At 39.7% G+C, this 19,992-nt stretch carries 18 protein-coding genes, 16 tRNA genes, 2 rRNA genes and 1 pseudogene; 24 read left to right on the forward strand and 13 right to left on the reverse strand.

What is annotated here, in order from left to right:
* From CSV72_RS14170 to CSV72_RS14255, 18 genes are all read left to right on the forward strand, one after another.
* Positions 1-106, forward strand: a 23S ribosomal RNA gene (locus CSV72_RS14170); the annotation flags it as partial.
* Between the two features lie 126 nt (positions 107-232).
* Positions 233-348 (forward strand): 5S ribosomal RNA (gene rrf, locus CSV72_RS14175).
* 43 nt (positions 349-391) lie between these two features.
* Positions 392-466, forward strand: a tRNA-Asn gene (locus CSV72_RS14180).
* Between the two features lie 4 nt (positions 467-470).
* A tRNA-Ser gene (locus tag CSV72_RS14185) sits at positions 471-562 on the forward strand.
* A 22-nt stretch (positions 563-584) separates the two neighbouring features.
* Positions 585-659: transfer RNA gene (locus CSV72_RS14190), tRNA-Glu, on the forward strand.
* A 50-nt stretch (positions 660-709) separates the two neighbouring features.
* A tRNA-Val gene (locus CSV72_RS14195) sits at positions 710-785 on the forward strand.
* A gap of 18 nt (positions 786-803) precedes the next feature.
* Positions 804-878 (forward strand) — tRNA-Met (locus CSV72_RS14200).
* A 1-nt stretch (position 879) separates the two neighbouring features.
* Positions 880-955 (forward strand) — tRNA-Asp (locus CSV72_RS14205).
* A gap of 47 nt (positions 956-1,002) precedes the next feature.
* A tRNA-Phe gene (locus CSV72_RS14210) sits at positions 1,003-1,078 on the forward strand.
* A 7-nt stretch (positions 1,079-1,085) separates the two neighbouring features.
* Positions 1,086-1,158 (forward strand) — tRNA-Thr (locus tag CSV72_RS14215).
* Positions 1,159-1,166: 8 nt separating this feature from the next.
* Positions 1,167-1,251: transfer RNA gene (locus CSV72_RS14220), tRNA-Tyr, on the forward strand.
* Between the two features lie 3 nt (positions 1,252-1,254).
* Positions 1,255-1,325: transfer RNA gene (locus CSV72_RS14225), tRNA-Trp, on the forward strand.
* A 28-nt stretch (positions 1,326-1,353) separates the two neighbouring features.
* Positions 1,354-1,429, forward strand: a tRNA-His gene (locus tag CSV72_RS14230).
* 51 nt (positions 1,430-1,480) lie between these two features.
* Positions 1,481-1,556, forward strand: a tRNA-His gene (locus tag CSV72_RS14235).
* 4 nt (positions 1,557-1,560) lie between these two features.
* Positions 1,561-1,632, forward strand: a tRNA-Gln gene (locus tag CSV72_RS14240).
* 8 nt (positions 1,633-1,640) lie between these two features.
* A tRNA-Gly gene (locus CSV72_RS14245) sits at positions 1,641-1,715 on the forward strand.
* Between the two features lie 7 nt (positions 1,716-1,722).
* Positions 1,723-1,793: transfer RNA gene (locus CSV72_RS14250), tRNA-Cys, on the forward strand.
* Positions 1,794-1,822: 29 nt separating this feature from the next.
* Positions 1,823-1,903: transfer RNA gene (locus tag CSV72_RS14255), tRNA-Leu, on the forward strand.
* An 805-nt stretch (positions 1,904-2,708) separates the two neighbouring features.
* On the opposite strand, the gene CSV72_RS14265 is transcribed toward CSV72_RS14255, so the two are convergent.
* From CSV72_RS14265 to CSV72_RS14275, 3 genes are all read right to left on the reverse strand, one after another.
* Positions 2,709-3,851: a DUF418 domain-containing protein gene (locus CSV72_RS14265; RefSeq protein WP_099678902.1), complete on the reverse strand. Its 1,143-nt coding sequence runs from the start codon at positions 3,849-3,851 to the stop codon at positions 2,709-2,711.
* 229 nt (positions 3,852-4,080) lie between these two features.
* On the reverse strand, positions 4,081-4,974 hold the full coding sequence (locus tag CSV72_RS14270) for an ABC transporter ATP-binding protein (protein ID WP_099678903.1): 894 nt from the start codon (positions 4,972-4,974) through the stop codon (positions 4,081-4,083).
* Positions 4,974-5,684 carry an ABC transporter permease gene (locus CSV72_RS14275; RefSeq protein ID WP_158232228.1) on the reverse strand — a complete coding sequence of 237 codons (711 nt, stop codon included), beginning with the start codon at positions 5,682-5,684 and terminating at the stop codon, positions 4,974-4,976. The genes CSV72_RS14270 and CSV72_RS14275 overlap by 1 nt, the downstream gene beginning before the upstream one ends.
* A 93-nt stretch (positions 5,685-5,777) precedes the next feature.
* Between CSV72_RS14275 and CSV72_RS14280 the strand changes: the two genes are divergently transcribed.
* On the forward strand, positions 5,778-6,476 hold the full coding sequence (locus CSV72_RS14280; RefSeq protein ID WP_099678905.1) for a response regulator transcription factor: 699 nt from the start codon (positions 5,778-5,780) through the stop codon (positions 6,474-6,476).
* Between the two features lie 7 nt (positions 6,477-6,483).
* Positions 6,484-8,157, forward strand: coding sequence for a sensor histidine kinase (locus tag CSV72_RS14285; RefSeq protein WP_099678906.1), 1,674 nt, complete (start codon positions 6,484-6,486; stop codon positions 8,155-8,157).
* A 749-nt stretch (positions 8,158-8,906) separates the two neighbouring features.
* Here the strand turns inward: CSV72_RS14285 and CSV72_RS14290 are convergent.
* Genes CSV72_RS14290 through CSV72_RS14300 form a run of 3 tightly spaced genes read right to left on the reverse strand, consistent with a single transcriptional unit; the run spans position 8,907 to position 10,007 of the window.
* The gene (locus CSV72_RS14290) at positions 8,907-9,284 is read right to left on the reverse strand and encodes a cytochrome-c oxidase (protein ID WP_099678907.1); all 378 of its coding nucleotides are present in this window, start codon (positions 9,282-9,284) and stop codon (positions 8,907-8,909) included.
* A 38-nt stretch (positions 9,285-9,322) separates the two neighbouring features.
* The gene (locus tag CSV72_RS14295) at positions 9,323-9,772 is read right to left on the reverse strand and encodes a MarR family winged helix-turn-helix transcriptional regulator (RefSeq protein ID WP_099678908.1); all 450 of its coding nucleotides are present in this window, start codon (positions 9,770-9,772) and stop codon (positions 9,323-9,325) included.
* Complete coding sequence (locus CSV72_RS14300; RefSeq protein WP_099678909.1) at positions 9,759-10,007, reverse strand: DUF2798 domain-containing protein; 249 nt, start codon at positions 10,005-10,007, stop codon at positions 9,759-9,761. Before CSV72_RS14300 ends, CSV72_RS14295 begins: the two co-directional genes overlap by 14 nt.
* 138 nt (positions 10,008-10,145) lie before the next feature.
* Between CSV72_RS14300 and CSV72_RS14305 the strand changes: the two are divergent.
* Positions 10,146-10,673, forward strand: a pseudogene (locus CSV72_RS14305) (NAD(P)/FAD-dependent oxidoreductase); the annotation flags it as partial.
* A 275-nt stretch (positions 10,674-10,948) separates the two neighbouring features.
* On the opposite strand, the gene CSV72_RS14310 reads toward CSV72_RS14305, so the two are convergent.
* Together CSV72_RS14310 and CSV72_RS14315 are read right to left on the reverse strand one after the other, a co-directional pair.
* Positions 10,949-11,464, reverse strand: coding sequence for a hypothetical protein (locus CSV72_RS14310; protein ID WP_099678911.1), 516 nt, complete (start codon positions 11,462-11,464; stop codon positions 10,949-10,951).
* Positions 11,458-12,165, reverse strand: coding sequence for a B3/B4 domain-containing protein (locus CSV72_RS14315; RefSeq protein WP_099678912.1), 708 nt, complete (start codon positions 12,163-12,165; stop codon positions 11,458-11,460). The genes CSV72_RS14310 and CSV72_RS14315 overlap by 7 nt, the downstream gene beginning before the upstream one ends.
* A gap of 55 nt (positions 12,166-12,220) precedes the next feature.
* Here CSV72_RS14315 and queG point away from each other — a divergent pair, with 55 nt between their 5' ends.
* Entirely contained in the window at positions 12,221-13,357 is a 1,137-nt protein-coding gene (queG, locus tag CSV72_RS14320) for a tRNA epoxyqueuosine(34) reductase QueG (protein WP_099678937.1), read from the forward strand.
* Between the two features lie 14 nt (positions 13,358-13,371).
* Positions 13,372-13,848, forward strand: a complete 477-nt coding sequence (gene trmL, locus CSV72_RS14325; protein ID WP_099678913.1) for a tRNA (uridine(34)/cytosine(34)/5-carboxymethylaminomethyluridine(34)-2'-O)-methyltransferase TrmL — start codon at positions 13,372-13,374, stop codon at positions 13,846-13,848.
* Positions 13,849-14,105: 257 nt separating this feature from the next.
* Here the strand turns inward: trmL and CSV72_RS14330 are convergent, their stop codons facing one another.
* Entirely contained in the window at positions 14,106-15,404 is a 1,299-nt protein-coding gene (locus CSV72_RS14330; protein WP_099678914.1) for an NCS2 family permease, read from the reverse strand.
* A gap of 156 nt (positions 15,405-15,560) precedes the next feature.
* Between CSV72_RS14330 and CSV72_RS14335 the strand changes: the two genes are divergently transcribed.
* Entirely contained in the window at positions 15,561-16,385 is an 825-nt protein-coding gene (locus CSV72_RS14335) for an aldo/keto reductase (protein ID WP_099678915.1), read from the forward strand.
* A 234-nt stretch (positions 16,386-16,619) separates the two neighbouring features.
* Here CSV72_RS14335 and CSV72_RS14340 read toward each other — a convergent pair whose 3' ends face one another.
* From CSV72_RS14340 to CSV72_RS14355, 4 genes are read right to left on the reverse strand one after another with little or no spacing between them, the layout of a single operon-like run.
* Positions 16,620-17,462, reverse strand: a complete 843-nt coding sequence (locus tag CSV72_RS14340; RefSeq protein WP_099678916.1) for an RluA family pseudouridine synthase — start codon at positions 17,460-17,462, stop codon at positions 16,620-16,622.
* Positions 17,463-17,475: 13 nt separating this feature from the next.
* On the reverse strand, positions 17,476-17,949 hold the full coding sequence (locus tag CSV72_RS14345; RefSeq protein ID WP_099678917.1) for a thioredoxin family protein: 474 nt from the start codon (positions 17,947-17,949) through the stop codon (positions 17,476-17,478).
* Positions 17,950-17,955: 6 nt separating this feature from the next.
* Positions 17,956-18,375, reverse strand: coding sequence for a disulfide oxidoreductase (locus CSV72_RS14350; RefSeq protein ID WP_099678918.1), 420 nt, complete (start codon positions 18,373-18,375; stop codon positions 17,956-17,958).
* Between the two features lie 59 nt (positions 18,376-18,434).
* Positions 18,435-19,772 carry a hemolysin family protein gene (locus CSV72_RS14355; protein ID WP_199170115.1) on the reverse strand — a complete coding sequence of 446 codons (1,338 nt, stop codon included), beginning with the start codon at positions 19,770-19,772 and terminating at the stop codon, positions 18,435-18,437.
* Between the last annotated feature and the right edge of the window lie 220 nt (positions 19,773-19,992).

Genomic DNA, 19,992 nt, shown 5'->3' on the forward strand with positions numbered 1-19,992 from the left:
CGCAAGTAAGTAAGATCCCTCAAAGATGATGAGGTGGATAGGTCTGGGGTGTAAGTACGGCGACGTATGTAGCTGACAGATACTAATCGATCGAGGACTTAACCTATTTTAAAAAGTAGTTACTTGAACTACACAATGTCTTTTATTCAGTTTTGAGTGAATGAAATCTTTTTATCAAAAAGGATTGACTTTCTCACTCAGTTTGATATAATAATCATGGCTTTGAAAACAGTTCAGTGATGATGGCAAAGAGGTCACACCCGTTCCCATACCGAACACGGAAGTTAAGCTCTTTAGCGCCGATGGTAGTTGGGGGTTTCCCCCTGTGAGAGTAGGACATCGCTGGTCTGTTAGACAAGTTATAAAGAATATTATAACCACATTACATTATTCCGCAGTAGCTCAGTGGTAGAGCAATCGGCTGTTAACCGATCGGTCGTAAGTTCGAGTCTTACCTGCGGAGCCATTATGGAGAGCTGTCCGAGTGGCCGAAGGAGCACGATTGGAAATCGTGTAGGCGGTTTGCGCTGCCTCAAGGGTTCGAATCCCTTGCTCTCCGCCAGATGTACGCTTTCATTATATATGGCCCCTTGGTCAAGCGGTTAAGACACCGCCCTTTCACGGCGGTATCACGGGTTCGAATCCCGTAGGGGTCACCATTTATTTTGTAAATGAAGTATTCACAAGAATTGTTTTTCAATTTAACCCAGGAGGATTAGCTCAGCTGGGAGAGCACCTGCCTTACAAGCAGGGGGTCGGCGGTTCGAGCCCGTCATCCTCCACCATTTATTTCATAGTATTATCGCGGGGTGGAGCAGTGGTAGCTCGTTGGGCTCATAACCCAAAGGTCACAGGTTCAAATCCTGTCCCCGCAACCAAGGTCCCGTGGTGTAGCGGTTAACATGCCTGCCTGTCACGCAGGAGATCGCGGGTTCGATTCCCGTCGGGACCGCCATTTTATACATACGCTTCGAAAAGCGTCTTTCTAAAAATAACAAATGTGGCTCAGTAGCTCAGTCGGTAGAGCAAAGGACTGAAAATCCTTGTGTCGGCGGTTCGATTCCGTCCTGAGCCACCATTTATATGCCGGTGTAGCTCAATTGGTAGAGCAACTGACTTGTAATCAGTAGGTTGAGGGTTCAAGTCCTTTCGCCGGCATCCTTACTGGTGGGGTAGCGAAGTGGCTAAACGCGGCGGACTGTAAATCCGCTCCCTCCGGGTTCGGCGGTTCGAATCCGTCCCCCACCACCATTTAGGGGCATAGTTCAACGGTAGAATAGAGGTCTCCAAAACCTTTGGTGTGGGTTCGATTCCTACTGCCCCTGTATTTTTTAAAAACAAATAATTATTTTGGCGGTCGTGGCGAAGTGGTTAACGCATCGGATTGTGATTCCGACATTCGGGGGTTCGATACCCCTCGTCCGCCCCATATTCTTAAATTATTAACACTCATTACTATACTGTATGTGATCATAACATGGCGGGCGTGGCGAAGTGGTTAACGCATCGGATTGTGATTCCGACACTCGGGGGTTCAATTCCCCTCGTCCGCCCCATTAGTGGGGTATAGCCAAGCGGTAAGGCAACGGACTTTGACTCCGTCACTCGTTGGTTCGAATCCAGCTACCCCAGTCAGTTTTGCGGAAGTAGTTCAGTGGTAGAATACGACCTTGCCAAGGTCGGGGTCGCGGGTTCGAATCCCGTCTTCCGCTCCATTATGTTGGCGGCATAGCCAAGCGGTAAGGCACGGGTCTGCAACACCCTTACCACCGGTTCGATTCCGGTTGCCGCCTTATAATTTTATAAAGTTACTTTAACACGTGCCCGAGTGGTGGAATGGCAGACACGTCGCACTCAAAATGCGATGCCGCGAGGCGTGCCGGTTCAAGTCCGGCCTCGGGTATCACCAAAAGAACACAGCATATGCTGTGTTCTTTTTTATATTCAAAAAAATGCGGGAATACCCGTTGCACATCAAACAGATATGCAGCGAGCCGTAGGGGGCTCTTGTGACGTAGTGTTACTCTTTGATGATTCATTGTCTATATGTGCTGATCAAGGCGCATAGAGCAATGTGTAGATGGTGAGGCATTTCAGTATATGGCACGGGTCAAATGAAGCAAATGAACATACAGTAATCTGCATTGTAGAGAGATAGGAGCGGTCCTATATCCTTACTATATACTTTGCGGAATTATTTCTAAACAACAATCGAAATTCAATGATTTAGTATAATTCCAATTCCTTAATTTAGACTTATCGGTTTTCTAATAAAGGAAAGAGAAGCGTTTTACTCAATTTATTTATTTGAATGCTTTAAGTGTTTCGTAATTCTTGGTTGTATCGACATCAAATACCAGTCTGTTGTCGTTACAATTCAAAAGCTTTCCTTGTTTAAGAAAATCACCTTTCAAAATCGCGCGCCCCTTTATCTCCGCGTAACTTTAAAAGTTCGGGATACATGGAGGAAGAAAATAGAACGGGTGGCATAATGGCTTCATTGGATGTAGTGGCTACGAATTTGCAGGCAGGTTTTTCACTCATACAAGTAATCATTTCGGAACCTATTTCTATTTTCTTCAAAATGCATTTTTATAGGAAATTTGAGAAATTACTTAGGATGGTGCAGAGTAATCCTGATTAGTTCTTTTGGAAAATACTTAGACTATTGAGTTACTGAGCAAGTCATATAAAAAGAATTAATGGACTTACTTAGCACCTCGTAGTCGTAAATAAACCCCTACTCTCATTAGTCTTTCCAGTGGACCTTGTTTAAAGTATCTCAAGTAAAGGGTACTGCCTAATATTTGGAAAATGAAGATGGCTATACCTAAAGCGAATCCAGCTGCAACACCTAGTTTTGCGAATAAACCAAATCCATACCCGTAAAACACAAATGTGCATATAACCGTTTGCATGACGTAATTCGTTAATGATAATTTCCCTACGTTTTCAATAACAGTTAACAACGGTTGAAGTTTGGAATAAGCGAATGCAAACAGGCAAATGTATCCCATTGGAAGGACGATTCCACCAAGCATCTCCATATTAATTTCATCAAAAAGGTAAGGTGTGCTTTTTAATAATAAGCCTATAGGTATGAGTAGTAATAAACCAATTAAGTATTTTTTCTTATCTTTTACAGGGTTCATAAACCATTTCTTATGAGCGCCAAACATCCCGAATAAAAACATCGGACTTAACAGAAGCGGCAAGAGTAAGAGCATGAGGACTGCTTCTTCTGGATCAAGTTCCATAGGATCCTCATTTAGACGATGATCTTTAATTTCGCTATACGATCCAGAACTGTAAATGGTCATTGTTTCAATAAGATAAGACGTCATTTTCGCTTCACTCGTGATTTCCAAATCTTCACCAGAATCGAATATGCTCCCTGCCGTTATCAGAGAAAATAGAAGGACGACCCAGATCAGTATCGTTTTTGGTTTACGATTAACAAAGGGCAACAGGAAAATCCCCATAATTCCGTAAACTAGTAGAATATCTCCTTCCCATAAAAATGTGCTGTGCAAGAGTCCGAATAAGATTAATATAATCGACCTTCTGAATAAATGCCATTTGACTCGTAGCTGCTTTCGCTTAAGATTTTGCTTCATGAGAATGAGTGAATATCCAAAAACGAAAGTAAAGATAGGCATGAAAGCACCTTCTATAAAAATCTTAGTAAAATAATAAAATCCTAAGTTAGTTGATGAAAGGTCGAAGTATTCAATTTCATCTTTACCGAAAATCCCGTATTGAAAGATGAGTAAGTTAGCGAGAAGAATTCCAAACAAACTCCACCCTCGTATTCCATCGATTGTACCTACTCTTTTTATTGTTGATGACAAAATTGTATCCCCCTATGTGTTAACTAACAACTTCATGTTCATACGTTTTCTTTCTTCTTATCATCTTCCATAGACTCGTTGAAGAAATGATCACAATTGCAACTCGGAGTAGAAAAAAGGCGAGAGTTTTTCCGACAAGTAATCCTCTTAAGAGATCATCTATTTGTTCAGTGACGTGATAAGCGTGCTATGTGATGAGTAGTAGAAGAAACAATATATTCACATTACTTCATCCTTTCAAGAAAATATCTTCAAGATCTGGTTGGTTCACGGAGATCCGGTGCACACCAATTTCGTTGTTTACGAGCAGTCGAACGACTCTCTGGATCATTTCATCATTAGTGGCCTTGAAATTTAAGACAGATTCAATTGCATCTGTTGGCCCCGTTATACTAGCTACAGCCATGAGAAGTTGGCTGGGAGGTCTTTTGGACACTGCCATAGACACTTCAAGTGATTCAGTATATTTCTTTTTAAGTTCATTTAATGTTCCTTCATTTACAATTAGCCCGTCTTTCATAATGGCGAGGCGCGTACAGATTTTTTCAACTTCGTCCAAATTATGTGACGTCATGAAAATAGTTGTTCCATTTTTATTGAGGTCAAGGAGAAGCCGTTGGATATGGATGGCTGATTCAGCGTCCACTCCTGAAGTCGGCTCATCCAGAATGAGCAAGTCTGGTTCATTAATAATCGCTTGTGCAATGCCTAATTTTTTTTTCATACCGAAAGAGTATTTGCCAACCTTTACAGCTACATGGGGGATGAGTCCGACCTTCTCCAAGACTGTAAGGCATTCCAATTTTGACTTTCTAGCCCCTTGCAATGAGGAAAAGTAGCTTAGGTGTTGCAGGGCAGTCATTGATTCATAAAATGTGGTGTAATCAGGTAAGACGCCGATCCGTTTTAATATTGTATTAGTGTTTTTTGATTCGAGTAAGGAAATCTCACCTGTTGTTGGTTGAATAATGCCTGTCAGCATGTTTATGAACGTAGACTTTCCGGCACCATTACGTCCTAAAAAACCATACAATTCACCTTTTTTGATGTGTAGATTAACCGAATCGACCGCTATAGAACGACCGTATGATTTTGTTAAATTCCGAACTGAAATGGCAATCATTATACATCCCTCTTTCTAAATAAATAAATAGCCAATACTATATAAACAGCTGTAAAAGCAAAATTAACGAGAAAGAGCATATTGTCTTCTTCCAAGTATTTATAAGGAGAAGCATATTTTAGAATAGAAAGAGTCCATTTGTCGCTAAACATCGTCCATAAGCTCAATATAGGAATCGCAATGCCCATCAGAATACTTATAAATGAAGAGAAGATTGGCCTACTAATAATCAAAGAAAGTACTAAAGCCATTCCAACAAATACGGATATGAATGAAGCTGATTGAAAAAATGCGAGAAATGAAAAATAGCCAGATAAAATGAAAATGAGTAAGTATGATATTGTAATAATAGTAAACCAAAATATTAAATGGCCCATTACTTTACCTAGAACAATCTTTTTTCGTTCGATTTTTGTAATTAAAAAACGCATTGTCCTCTGTTCAATATCTCGATTCATCACATCATGTGTTAGTATGAATGCAAATAATGGTCCGAAAATGAAGATCACAAACGATAAACCTATAGAATATATCATTGCCTCATTCTTAGAAACGGATAAATCATTTTCTTGCCTCATTTCGAAGGAGCTCTTTAATAGTTCAGTAACACTTACGCCGGCATACGCACAGCCGAGTAGAAATAGTAGAACGAGAATTGATTTAACACTTTTTAATAGTTGTAAACTTTCATGCTTTGCAATAACCCACATATAAAACCACCCTTTCATTTGTTACTATATAGGGTGAATCTTATAAGAAAGTGACTGGAACCTTAACAGAGTCTTACATTTGGAGGTAATTTAGTGGAACAAGCAAAAATACTTGTGTTAGATGATGAACAAGCCATTGGGGACATGGTAGATATTATTTTGCGCAAGGAGGGATTCTTCGAAATTGATGTATGTATAACTTACCGTGAAGCAGAAGCTTTCATTCTTAAAAGATCTTATGATTTATATATTTTGGACATTATGTTGCCTGATGGAACTGGCCTTGAGCTAGCAGAACAAATCCGTAAACAATCTGACGCACCGATTTTCTTTTTGACAGCAAAAACGTCTGATGCAGATAAATTACGCGGATTCATGCACGGTGCTGATGATTATATTACGAAACCGTTTAACCCAATGGAACTAGCAGCGCGTGTTAAAGTACAAACTAGCCGCTATCTGTCTGCTGTAAATAAAAGGAGAACCCTGTATGACTTTGGACAGTTCCAATTAGATGTGGATGCTGCAGAATTGATTGTAAATGGTGTTACCACCCAAATTCTTGGGAAACAATTTCATCTTTTGAAACTGTTTTGCGAGCATCCGAATCAGGTTCTTTCGAAAGAGCAACTTTATCAATCTGTGTGGGGAATGGATAGCTTTATAGATGACAATACGATTATGGTTCATATTCGAAGATTACGGGAGAAAATTGAAATCAATCCTAGTCGTCCATTCTATTTAAAGACCGTACGTGGCATAGGCTATAAACTACAAACTGAGGGAGAGTGAAGAAGTATTGTCCAGTAAGATAACACTCCGGTTTGTTGGTTATTTCTTTGTCTTTTATTTCAGTGTAGCGCTAGCTTCTATACTTATTATTATCTTCTCAGCCGTTAAAGGGCTTAGTGATTTTAATGCATATACAAATATTCGTGAAGCAGATATAGATACAATCGAGAATCACATTGAGAGGGATGTGTTGGGAAATTTCTTGTTTTCAGATGCAATAAAGAAAAGTGCAGAAGAAAGTGGTGGAATCTTACAACTTATTGATAAAGAAGGAAACGTAATTACTTCTTCTACAACTGAAAGTGGAATCCCTTCCAAGTATAAGTTTACGGATTTTATTGAAATGTCTACTGACAAAGGTTCGTATATATGGCTGCTGAAAAAAGAACGTTCGCTACTATTCATTGAACGGACAGATAGCGATGTACTGATGGAAAGCCTTATGACTTCTAGAAGTTTCCCCAATATTACTAATGAACAGAAAAAAGTATTAAAAGAGCATGAAGCCATATTTGAGCTCTACGACGCAGATGGTAGTATTATCTTAAGGTCTAAAGATAATGCCAAAGATGTGTTGAGTGGGATGGAATTGCTTGAAATATCACAAGTTCTAGCTGAGCAGAAAGAGATAAAAACATCTAAAATACTTGATGATGGAACAACTGCTGTCGTTAGAATGCCTAATCCGCATTATGCACCATTTGATACGGCTATGATTAATTTTGTGAAAAAGTTTCTTATAGGTATTACTGTTTTTCATGGCATACTTCTATTATTTATTATCGTATTTTCATTTTGGATTGGCCAAAGGTTTGTAAGACCTGTTTTTTATTTCATGAAAAAGATTGAAAAGTTGTCTAGAAAAGATTACGGCCATGTAGAAGATCGCAAACTACGGAACGAGAAAAATGGTCGATTAAAGAAGAAGTATAGAGTTTATGAAGATGTGGATCAGTCTTTGTTCACATTGGCTGAAAATCTGGAAGAGAATGAACGAAAACTACAAAGGACAGAACAGCTTCGGGAAGATTGGATTACGGGTCTATCGCATGATTTGAAAACGCCACTTAGCTCCATTTACGGTTATTCAGTGATGCTCGAATCGAGTCATGAATGGACGAGTGAAGAAGTTCAGAAGTTTGCGTCAGTAATGAAAGAGAAAGCAAGCTATATGGATACTCTAATTAATGATTTAACGTATACGTATCAGTTGAAAAATGACGGTGTGTTAATTGAAATGGAAAAGATTGAGTTGTGGGAATTTATTCATGAATACGCTAGTCAAATTGAGGCGGAAACTGTTAACTTTCCTGAAGTAGGCGCATCTATTCGCGTTGCCATTGACCCGAAGAGGTTTAGTAGAGTGTTAGACAATGTTATTGGCAATGCGATTAAGCATAATCCGGATGGGACGCCAATCCATGTAGACATAAATCTAGAAGATAATTTGGTTCTGCTTGAAGTGCGAGACGAAGGGATAGGCATGTCTCAAAATATGATGGAGAATCTATTCGATCGCTATTACAGGGGAACAAACACGACCTCAGGTGATACTGGAACAGGTCTTGGTTTGACGATTGCCAAACAATTAGTCGAAGCGCATGGTGGTAAAATAAGTGTAGATTCAAACAAGAAAGGGACAACAATTACGATTTGGCTACCGCTTGTGGAGGACATGTAGAACAGAGGTATAACTCCCGATTTAATCCTTACTGATAGAGCGATAAATGTAATAAACGAAAGTCGTTTTAAATAAGCTGATTTAGTTTTTATTCCAGACGGGGAGGACAAAGTAAAAGATTCGTTTCTTGAATTGTTCAATAAAATGCAAAAAAGTACTGCAATGTATTATCCCTTACGATAGGAAGTAATATAAAAACAGTTAATTAGTTTTCTGCCAAGGTAGTCCGAGTTAAAGATCTTGATGACGTAGGAAGTTTTACTGCGTTTGAAATATAAAGTGCAAACTAGGACTCACAAATACAGTAACAAGTTTGGCTTTGGTATCCGGAAAGAATAGACTAAATATAATTTCAATATTTTATTTTACTTCAACTGACCAACACTAAAAGTACTATAAAATTAAATGACTTTCATAATTCCAAGTCTCTATCTCCCAACGTTTTTAAAGATCAAAAAAGAAGTACCTCCCAAGTCTTGTAAAATGGTGTCGACTAAAACACCCAAAAGACTGGAGGTACTCGCGTTAAATTGAATGGATTCCGACCATCAAGGGCTTAGTAAAACGCTTGAAAAACGACCTATCTTTCAAGCAGGATGGCGGTTTTAAGATCTTGGAAAAAATGCCTTGCGTGGCTTGTTACAGCCACCTTCTAACTAAGTTAAGTGAAACGAACGTCCATTATTATTTGTGAACTACAATAAATAGTCACCAAATTTACGCATGGAGGTACATGCTAATACCCGAAATTAATTTGTAGGTTGATGTAAATTTTTCCACAAGTTAATAGAAAAAATGATAGTAGCAATAACGATTAGAACTCCGCCAACACTCATCAATGGAATACCTACTGCGTTGTACCTTAGACCGAAAGCAATTAGACCAAGCAACATAATTGGTAAACCAATATTGTGAAGCCAAAAATGAACTTTTGCTAATATATTCTTGGTGATACTAGGGAAAGAATGATAAATCAAACCAAATAGCGTCATGGAAACCCATCCTAATAAGTTGATATGTGCGTGGGTGGACATAAATTGATACAAACCTGCCATTCCCATAACCATTCCTAATACAACACCAATTACAAAATATAAACTTGATATTTTAATAAGTTTAATTCCCAACTCTAACCACTCCTTAATTAATGATGTTCAACAAACAGCTACTTCTTAGAAATAGTAGCTGAAATTTTATTTAATATTTGCAGGCAATTGTTTAAATCGTCTTCATCAATTTCACTCACTGCATGAGCCATTGTTTGTTTAACTGTTTTAATTAACGATTGATGCAATTCCTTTCCTCTTTTTGTTAAATAAATGAGATTGCTTCTTTTATCTAAAGGATTTTCGGAACGATATACCAAATCTCTTTTCACTAGATTATCAATGATTCTTGATGTACTGGTTTGCTGACGGAAGGTGGCTTGCGCAATTTTCAATTGAGTTAAACCATCATTACACCATAGTTCATCAAGGATGATCCATTGCTCTGGTGTAATCTCCTGATTGGCTAATATAAAGTTTTTATGTAATAAATCTGTTATTAACTTTGCTGTTTGGTTAATAATAAAGCCTGGTAGATCTTCGCGTCTGTATACATCATTTTCCTTCATTTACCATCCTCCGTTCAATTTTACCCATTATTAAAGCTACAAGTTTACCCACTATTGGCATGGCCAAGAAAGCTACTAGAATCGCAACAATTGTCCCAATTACTGCACTTCCTAGAAGCGCTTTTATAAAAATACTAATAAAACCAACATTCACAGCAGTCATCACAAATGACATTGGGATACTCATGAATATTGACAGTAATACAGAGAAAAGAATAGCATCTATCTTTTTCAATCCCCCCCTATCCTAAGTACTTGTATATGCAAGTACTTTAATCAATTGTATCCTCAATATACTTGCATATGCAAGTAATAAAGATTAAGTGATAAAAGTTTTATTTTTTTATTTATTGAATGACCTTTTTAAAGATATAAAGTCATTGTTTGTGGTGGCGGTGATTCAGCGCTAGATTGGGCGTTGATGTTAGAGGATTTAGCGTCTTCCGTTATGCTCGTTCACAGGAGAGAGCGTTTTACAGCACATGAAACTAGTGTGGATCAGCTGATGCAATCAAAAGTAGATGTGAAAATATCGCTTTCTGTGAAAGTAATTGAAGGATCGAATGGGGAAATTTCTGAAGTTGTACTTGCATCAAGGGATGGCAATGAACAGCGGATTGTGGCTGATCACCTTATTGTCAATTATGGAAATATTACTTCACTTGGTCCGTTGCAACAATGGGGTATTGAATTGGAACGAAATTCTATCAAGGTCAATACACGAATGGAAACCAATATTGAGGGAATCTATGCAGCGGGCGATGTTACGACATTCGATGGAAAAGTGAAGTTAATTGCAACAGGGCTAGGTGAAGCACCTATAGCAGTGAATCATGCGAAAGCATATATAGATCCCAAAGCGAGACTTCAACCACATCACAGCACAAGTGTTTTTACTTAACATGAAATATTCTTCAGATTACTTCTGTCTAGTTAGATACCGCCTCTTTTTTATAGTGACAAAATATAAAAATACCTGCTGCCTGTCAAAATGACAGGCAGCAGGCCATAGAGGAGAAATATGAGAGGATGTTACTCAGTAAGGGTTCATTGCCATGGACGTGGTTGGTAATAGGTCATTGGTCAATGTGTAAAGGGTAACAAGTAATGGGTTTAGCAAGTTTGTGTTCATATTTCCCACTCTATGCCTCAAAAAGGAGTCTCACCTTTTTGAGGTTAAAAGTAGTTAGCGCCATCGAAGTCGAGAACGATTGTATAGTTTTTCATGTTGATGCGATTCGATAATTGATGCGCTGCTTTTTCCGCATGTTGTGCTTTCAATCGATATTCTTCTGGATCAAATAATGCTACACGATAGATCGTAGTCGATTCGGCAAAACCATATTGTATTTCTTCTTTACTCGCTAAAGAGAATTGTTTATAGTAAGAAGACTTTGCACGCAGTTGGATAGCCAGTTCGATAGCTTCAACTAATGGTAGTTGTTTGTTTTCAAACTCTACTGTATTTGTGCTGTTTGCTACGTAGATGAGATAATCTAGTTTGCGTTGATCTAGTCTAACTCGTTCCATCTCAGCTTCTACGTCTTGTAACGTTCGGCTAATTATAGGACGTGGTGCGCCTTTTTCAACCGTTACGAATGCCACTCGTTGGGCTTCCGTTTCCAATTCACGAATTTGCTTGGATAGAATACTTTTTAATTTAATGCCTTCGGCTAATGTAATATTCATGATTCCACCTCTTTTGTTAGGATAAAGTTAGGATTTCGACTATCCACTACAGAACTTTGATAGTCACCACCGTTTATGCTAGTGAACATTTTACCACAAGCGTCGGCTAATTGTTGAGCCTTTTCTTGTTCCAATGAAGGATGAATGAAAAGCAGTTGAATGATGTTTTCGGTTTCCTCTGTTACGGCTGTTCGTATAGAATCGACATACGGGCTACCAAATGGACTGTAACCGTCGCTTAGGAGTAAGATGTTTTCAAAGGTATTGAATTGATTATTCAATCCTTCGTAGCCGTCCTCAGCGGTGCCGACAGACAATATAATATCTCCAGCTATTTTGTCAGCATCGTAAATAACTGTTGGGATTTCGTATTGCAGTGAAAAGAACGTGTTCAGATCTTCTGCACTATGGAAGGAAGAGGTATAGTGACGATCTTTGATCTGTTGCAAGAGTAATTGAAGAGCTGGTGGCTTAGTCGATGGATCTGCACCGAGAGTTGTCCAGATGGATTGCCATTCCGCTAGACCTTTGAAATCTGCGAAATCTTTGTCAAGTAGTTCGAAATATAATTGTTCTTGAAATAATTGTAGTCTGCCTTTTAGCATCTGAGGTGATGCAGAGACGATTGTTTTGTTATAATAGATTATGCCTAATTTAAAATCAGGGATTTTCGTGAATATAGAAGAATCAATAGTAAGTTGCATCAGTATCACCTGCTTGTAATTTTACTTCATCTTATCATAAGGGAGGCGGGGAATGGTGAATGTCGCTCAGTTACAGCAAGAAATACAAACGTTTGCGGCGTCCATTGGAATAGATAAAATTGGTTTTACGACGGCAGCCCCGTTTGTGAAATTGAAAGATCGTCTGAAACAACAGCAACGATTGAACTATCAATCCGGTTTTGAAGAGCCGGATATAGAGAAACGAACGGAGCCTTTATTATTACTAGATCAAGCAGAGAGTATTATTGCTATAGCAGTTGCGTACCCCTCGAAAATGTCAGATAGTCCCCGTGGGAAAAAAGGGGAACGTCGTGGTATGTTTTGCAGGGCTTCTTGGGGTGAAGATTATCATACTGTGTTGCGTGACAAACTAGCACAGCTGGAATTATTCATTCTGACTAAGGTACCTGATGCGCGACTTCGTTCTATGGTAGATACAGGAGAGCTTGTCGATCGTGCAGTAGCAGAACGTGCGGGGATCGGTTGGTCGGCTAAGAACTGTTCAATTATTACACCGGAATTCGGATCCTACGTTTATCTGGGCGAAATGATTACGAATTTGCCATTTGCACCAGATGAACCGATGGAAGATCAATGTTTAGACTGTAATTTATGCTTAGATGTTTGTCCGACGGGTGCGATTGTACAACCAGGACAATTAGATGCCCAGCGTTGCATTGCATTTTTGACACAAACAAAAAAGCCTGTCCCTGAAGAGTTCCGACATAAGATCGGGAATCGATTGTATGGATGTGATACGTGCCAGACGGTTTGTCCAAAAAACAAGGGAATGAATCACACACACCAGCTAGAATTCACGCCTGAGCCGGAGCTTGTGAAACCTTTGTTGCTGTCACTATTGACCTTATCTAACCGACAGTTCAAAGAGCAGTATGGCTATATGTCAGGCTCTTGGCGCGGAAAGAATCCAATTCAGCGAAATGCACTTATAGCATTGGCTCATTTTAAAGATGAAGCAGCGGTACCAGAGTTAACGAGATTGATAAAAGAAGACCCACGACCCATGATCAGAGGAACAGCAGCATGGGCACTTGGGGAGATTGGAACGACGGAAGTGCTAGAAGTACTTACAGAAAGTTTGATTACAGAAGAAGATGAGTTTGTAGTAAGTGAAATTACGCAGGCTTTGGAACAGCTACACATTAATTGAAAGAAGGTAGTAAGATGACGATTCACGTTGCATTATTCGAACCACAAATTCCTGCGAACACAGGAAACATTTCACGTACTTGTGCGGGTACTGATACTGCGCTCCATTTAATAAAGCCGCTTGGTTTTTCTACTGAAGATAAAATGTTAAAACGTGCTGGACTGGATTACTGGGAGCATGTGGATATCACGTATCACGAGGGGATCCAAGAGTTTATAGACGCATATCCGGAAGGCGAGTTTTATTTCATTACAAAATTCGGTGAGACGAGCTATGATACGTTCGATTATTCGGATACCGGTAAAGACATTTTCTTTGTGTTTGGAAAAGAGACTACCGGCTTGCCAAATGAAATAACAGAGAAGTATAAAGAGAGTTGTTTGCGCGTACCGATGAACGATGAGCATATTCGTTCATTGAACTTGTCGAATACTGCTGCAATCCTCATTTATGAAGCACTTCGTCAACAGAAATTTGCACATTTAACGTAATGTATAAAAAAAGGGGATTGGCTCATGGCCAATCCCTTTTCTATTTACTTCATTTGATTCGTCTTTGATTCGCCTGGCTTATTATCATATCCGCCAGTCAAGATTGCAGATAAGAATGCAAAACAAACGGCCATAATTAGAATTAGTCTCATTGTTTGTACCTCCTATGAAATCAATAGTCCTTCATACAGTATACCGTAAAAATTATATAAATGAAATAATCTTCGTCATTTTATGTGACAGGTTACGAACAAATCTTAATGAGGTAGGAATAGCAACTGATAAGTGAACAGTACCGCGAAGATATACATCAATATGGGAACTTGCTTGCCTTTTCCCTTTGTAATCTTCAGTAACGGGTATGTGATGAACCCAAGTGCGATACCTGTCGCAATACTTGATGTAAGCGGCATCGTCAAAATAACTAGAAATGCTGGGAATGATTCGTCGAATGAATCCCAGTCGATATTTTTCACCGCGCCGATCATCAAACTGCCTACAATAATCAAAGCGGGGGCCGTAATGGCCGCGACGCCGGATAAAGCGCTGACGATCGGACTGAAAAATGCTGCAGCTATGAATAGCACTGCAACTGTTAATGTAGTCAACCCTGTACGACCGCCTACAGCTACGCCAGAGGACGACTCGACGTATGCGGATGTCGGGCTAGTTCCGACCATTGACCCGACTGTGGCGGCTACTGAGTCAGCTAGAAGCGCATGGCGTGCACGAGGTAAGGAATTACCTTTCATGAGTCCTGCTTGCTTGGCTACGCCGATCATTGTTCCCGTTGTATCAAACAAAGTAACGAGTAAAAATGATAGTACGACACCGTATAAACCGTATGAAATTACATCTTCCATGGCCTGTGCAGGATTCCATACAAGAATTCCTTCAGGTAGGTGAGGCATCTTCACAACACCATTGAATTGTAACTGCTTCGTGAAGAATGCGACAATACCTGTTGCAATCATTCCAATGAAAATAGCCCCATAGACGTTGCGGTTCATTAGAATAATCGTCACTAGTAATCCGAACAATGTCAGCAATACAGCAGGCGAGGTGAGTTCACCTAGCTGCACGATGTTGGACTCATGTGGTACTACTAATCCCGATAATCGCATCCCGATGAATGCGATAAACAATCCAATTCCGGCTGTGATACCATGTTTAAGATTTTCGGGAATTCCTTCTATTAGCTTTTCCCGGAAAGAAGTCATCGATAATAATACGAAAATCAGACCTGCTATAAAGACCGCAGAAAAAGCTGCTAAATAGTCAAGTTGACCGTTTGATCCGATGACGACTGAAGCAAAGTATGCATTCAAGCCCATACCTGGTGCAATAGCGATTGGGTAATTAGCGAATAAGGCCATCCATAGCGTACCGATGACAGTGGCTATAATAGTGGCTAAAAAGACTTGGTCAAATGGAACCCCGGCTTCCGATAGAATAATGGGATTGACGATGACGATATAGACCATCGTCAGGAAAGTAGTCATTCCAGCGAGTAATTCCGTTTTGACAGTCGTTTGATTTTTCTTTAATTGAAACACTTTGTATTCTCTCCTTAAATTACGAACATAATAAAGTCCATAGACAATAATATTCGTTTTTTCAGAAGAAATCAACCTGTTATATCGAAAAAGCATTCGTAAATTCTGTAAAATAATGTACAATTACACTATGACTTTATATAAGGAGGATTTTTTATGTCAACGATTTTTGATCAGATGGTTATACTGAGCAACGGCGTGCAAATGCCACAGTTCGGTTTAGGAACCTATAAAATGACAGAACCTGAGCAAACTATGCTAGCCGTCGAGAAAGCGGTTTCACTAGGCTATCGCGCTATAGATACAGCATCTATTTATGATAATGAACAAGCTGTGGGGGAAGCAATCCGTCACTCCGGTATCGCGCGTGAAGACTTATTCGTGACATCAAAGGTATGGAATGATGACCAAGGATATGATGAAACACTGCGTGCATTCGAGCGTACATTAACTAGATTGGATATGAATTACCTAGACTTATATTTGACACATTGGCCTGTTACCGGAAGTTATGTGGATACATATCGTGCGATTGAAAGACTGTATGATGAAAAACTGATTCGATCTACTGGTGTTTCCAATCATCATAAAGCACATTTACAAGAGATATTTACGATTGCCAATATTCGTCCTATGGTGAATCAAATAGAACTTCATCCTCGTTTGACACAAGAGCCGTTGCGGCAGTTTTGCAGTGAGCATCAAATTGCGGTAACTTCTTGGAGTCCTCTAGCTAGAGGGCAAATTCTTGAAGATGCAACACTCACTGCAATCGCTGCGCAGCACGGGAAGACTGTAGCGCAGGTCATCATCAGATGGCATATCCAGAATGGATTGATCGTCATTCCGAAGTCCGTGTCATTTGACCGTATTCAAGAAAATAGTGAAGTGGCTGATTTTACATTAACACTTTCGGATATGGCGATGATCGATGCGTTAAACCGCGATGAACGGACAGGTATGGATCCGGATTCGTTTTAAGTCAATCTATTGAAATAAAAAGATCGAGATGAAAAGAAGTGGACAACTTTTAAGATAACGATATGTAGCTGTTGTTAGTGTGTGAATGAATTTGTCTCTAAACATCATTAGATTCAAATTCAAATGCTCATCAGATTATAAGTCACAACCTACTTTCCAACTAATCTAAACAGAAATGAAAAAGAGCTGTCACAAGTGGTCTCTACGACCTCTTGGACAGCTCTTTTTAATAAATTATTCAGTTTCCACTACAATCATTTCTGATGTAATTGGATGTGTGAAAGCGACCTTTGTCGCGACTAGCTTATATGGCCCTCTTGACATCGTCTCGCTGCCATATAGCTGGTCTCCGACTACAGGGTGACCTAGATGGGAGAAGTGGACACGGATTTGATGTGTTCTTCCTGTCTCCAACTGCGCTTCAACAAGTGTAGTATCCGGTTTACGTTCAAGCACCTTGAAATGCGTGATAGCGGATTGGCCGGAAGGGGATACTCGGCGTTTTGTTGCATGATAGCGATCTTTACCGATTGGCATATTAATCGAGCCACGCGGTTTTCTTAGCTGACCTTCAAGTTCAGCCGTATAATATCGTTCGATTTGATTCTGTTCCAACATCCGGTCGAACATAGTTTTCGCTAGTGGATGTTTGGCGATCAGTAAAACACCAGCCGTATGCTGATCCAATCGGTGGATATGCTCTGCATAGGTGCCGCCTTTTGCTTCAATATAGCCCATGACTTCGTTCATCAATGTGCCAGTACCCGGTAAATGTTCTGGGTGTACGGATACTCCAGCAGGCTTGAATACCGCAAGTATATGCTCGTCTTCCCATAGTACACGCAAGGAGTCGGAAGGTTCCGGTTTGTATGAAGACTGCGCATCAGTGAAACCGAAGATCAGTTCCGTACCTTCGGGAAGGGGTTCTTTCCATTCCACTGGTTGTCCTTCTGTATCCGTCACACTTTTATCCATGCGCATTTGGTGAACCGATTTCTTACCACCTTGCCATTTTTCTCTTAGTAATTTTTCAATCGTTTCGCCAGTTTGTTCAGTCGTATAATGAAAACTTGTCATCTACGTAGTCTCCTTAGTTGCTTTCGAATTCGTCAAAGAATGCTCTAATTTGATCGTCAGGCTGTGAGCCAACTGTTCTGCCTTGTTCTTTTCCATCTTTATAGTGGACTAGAGTAGGCCATGCTGTAATATCGTATTCCTGTTTTATCTGATCTTCATACTCCAGCAGATTATACTGATAGACATGTGCATTATATTCGTCTGCAATCGGCATCAAACGCGGAGTCATATCCATACAGTGCGGGCATTCCGGACTGAAGTAGTAAACGGTTGTTGGCTCGCCACTTTCAATTTTTTTGAAGATATCTTCAGGAAGTGCGACGTTCTGATAATTTTCATTGTCTAATAAATCAATTGTGGATTGTTGTAGATTATTTGTACCGTACGGATTGTCAGCCAGTTTTGTCTCATTGGATTTATTATTGAGGACGATGATCAAAACAAAGATCACGACAATAATTCCACCAATAGCTAATAATTTTTTCAATGTGTTTCACTCCTTTGTCTGTTTCAAGATTACAAGACTTGCGATGAAAATAAAAGCGAATGCTATCAATGCTAGAAAAGGAATCGTGATAAATCCGAAATAATTGATGTAAGCACCTGTACAAGAAGCCCCGCCACATTCAGGCGCACTGTCTTGTAAGAAAGCCAGTTTCTGAATACCGTAATGGTAAAGAGAGATACAGCCTCCAATAAAAGCGAACGAAGCAGTAGTCCAGACAATGGAAATATTTTTCTGAATGAGTGCGATTAAACCGATTAATACAATAGGATACATAAAAATCCGTTGATACCAGCACATCGTACAAGGTGTGTAGCCTTTGATTTCTGAGAAATACAAAGAGCCGAGAGTAGCGATTAGCGCGACGGCCCATATAGAGAGAAACCAGTTTTCCTGTTTTTTATTCATGAAGCATCTCCTTACAATTAGATAATAGATAAAAGCTTTCCCGTTTAAGCGGGAAAGCTTTATTTGGACGAATCGGTAGCTTCATTAGTTGCTATGTCGGGAGGTTGTTTTTTTGCTTCTAAGTAAAGAATGTGGTTACCGTCTACTTCTTTGACAGTAAATTCATATCCTTGTTCGATAATCTTTTCTCCTTGAATAGCTTCAAATCGTTGATCCATGAACCAACCACCGATCGTATCGATATCTTCTTCAAGAATCTCAATGTTCAATGCGTGATTGACGTTTTCAATCAGCATTTTAGCATCTAAAATATAGTGGTCTGGACCCACAATCTGAAGTTCAGGTAGTTCATCCATATCGAACTCATCGCGGATTTCACCAACAATTTCTTCCAATATATCTTCAATGGTGACTAGACCTGAAGTTCCTCCATATTCATCCAGGAGGACGGCCATATGAATACGTTCGCGTTGGATCTTCAATAGTAAATCTCCAATTGGAATGGTTTCGATGACTCGGATAATTGGTTGCATGTAATTGATGACCGATTTACTACCATTTGACGGATCTTTAATATAGGCCGTCAGTAAATGTTTCATGTTGATGAGTCCAATGACGTGATCTTTATCCCCGTCGATAATTGGATAACGCGTAAACTGTTCTACACCAAGTAATTCAAAAACTTCGGATAACGTCATTTCTTTATCGACTGTCATCATTTCTGTTCGTGGAAGCATAATTTCCTTTGCGACTCGATCATCAAACTCGAAAATACGATTGACGTATTTGTACTCTGCTTGATTGATTTCACCGCTTCGCAAACTATCGGATAAGATAATACGCAATTCTTCCTCTGTATGACCTACTTCTAATTCGGAAATGGATTTGAAGCCTAGCAATCGTGTAACAAGACGTGCCGATCCGTTCATTCCTTTAATGATCGGGTACATAAGACGGTAAAATAGATTCAGTGGGACGGCTAGGGATAAGGATAATTCTTCCGCCTTATGCAATGCGATGGTTTTTGGAGCTAGTTCTCCTACCACGACATGCAAATAGGTAACGATCGCTAAAGCGATAGTAAATGAAAGAATGGTTTCGACATTGGCATCGAGCATAAACATTTCGAAAATGGGAGCTAGCATCATGCGGACTGTAGGTTCCCCGAGCATACCTAGGCCAAGTGCCGAAATCGTAATTCCGAGCTGACAAGCGGATAAATATTCATCTAAATTATCGGCAATTTTTTTTGAAAGAACCGCTCGTTGATTGCCTTCGACAATTAATTGGTCGAGACGTGATGAGCGGACTTTCACGATTGCGAATTCACACGCGACAAAAAAAGCGGTGATTGCGATCAAGGCAGCAAATGCTGCCAATCGTATGGCAATATCCAAATAATAGCTTCGCACTTAACCCAGATGAGGGAAAAGAACAAAGCGTACACCTCCTGTAAAGTAAAGTTAGTTATCTTTTATAATAATTTATTTATAGAGAAATTACAATTCGATTTGCTTATAGAACGGAAAAAAATCGTTTTAGGGATACATAATGTGTCGATATATAGAATGGTGGGGGACGTGGTAACACCGCCACACGGAGAAATTAGCTTCCACT

It is taken from the genome of Sporosarcina sp. P20a, assembly GCF_002743175.1.
Lineage (GTDB): Bacteria > Bacillota > Bacilli > Bacillales_A > Planococcaceae > Sporosarcina.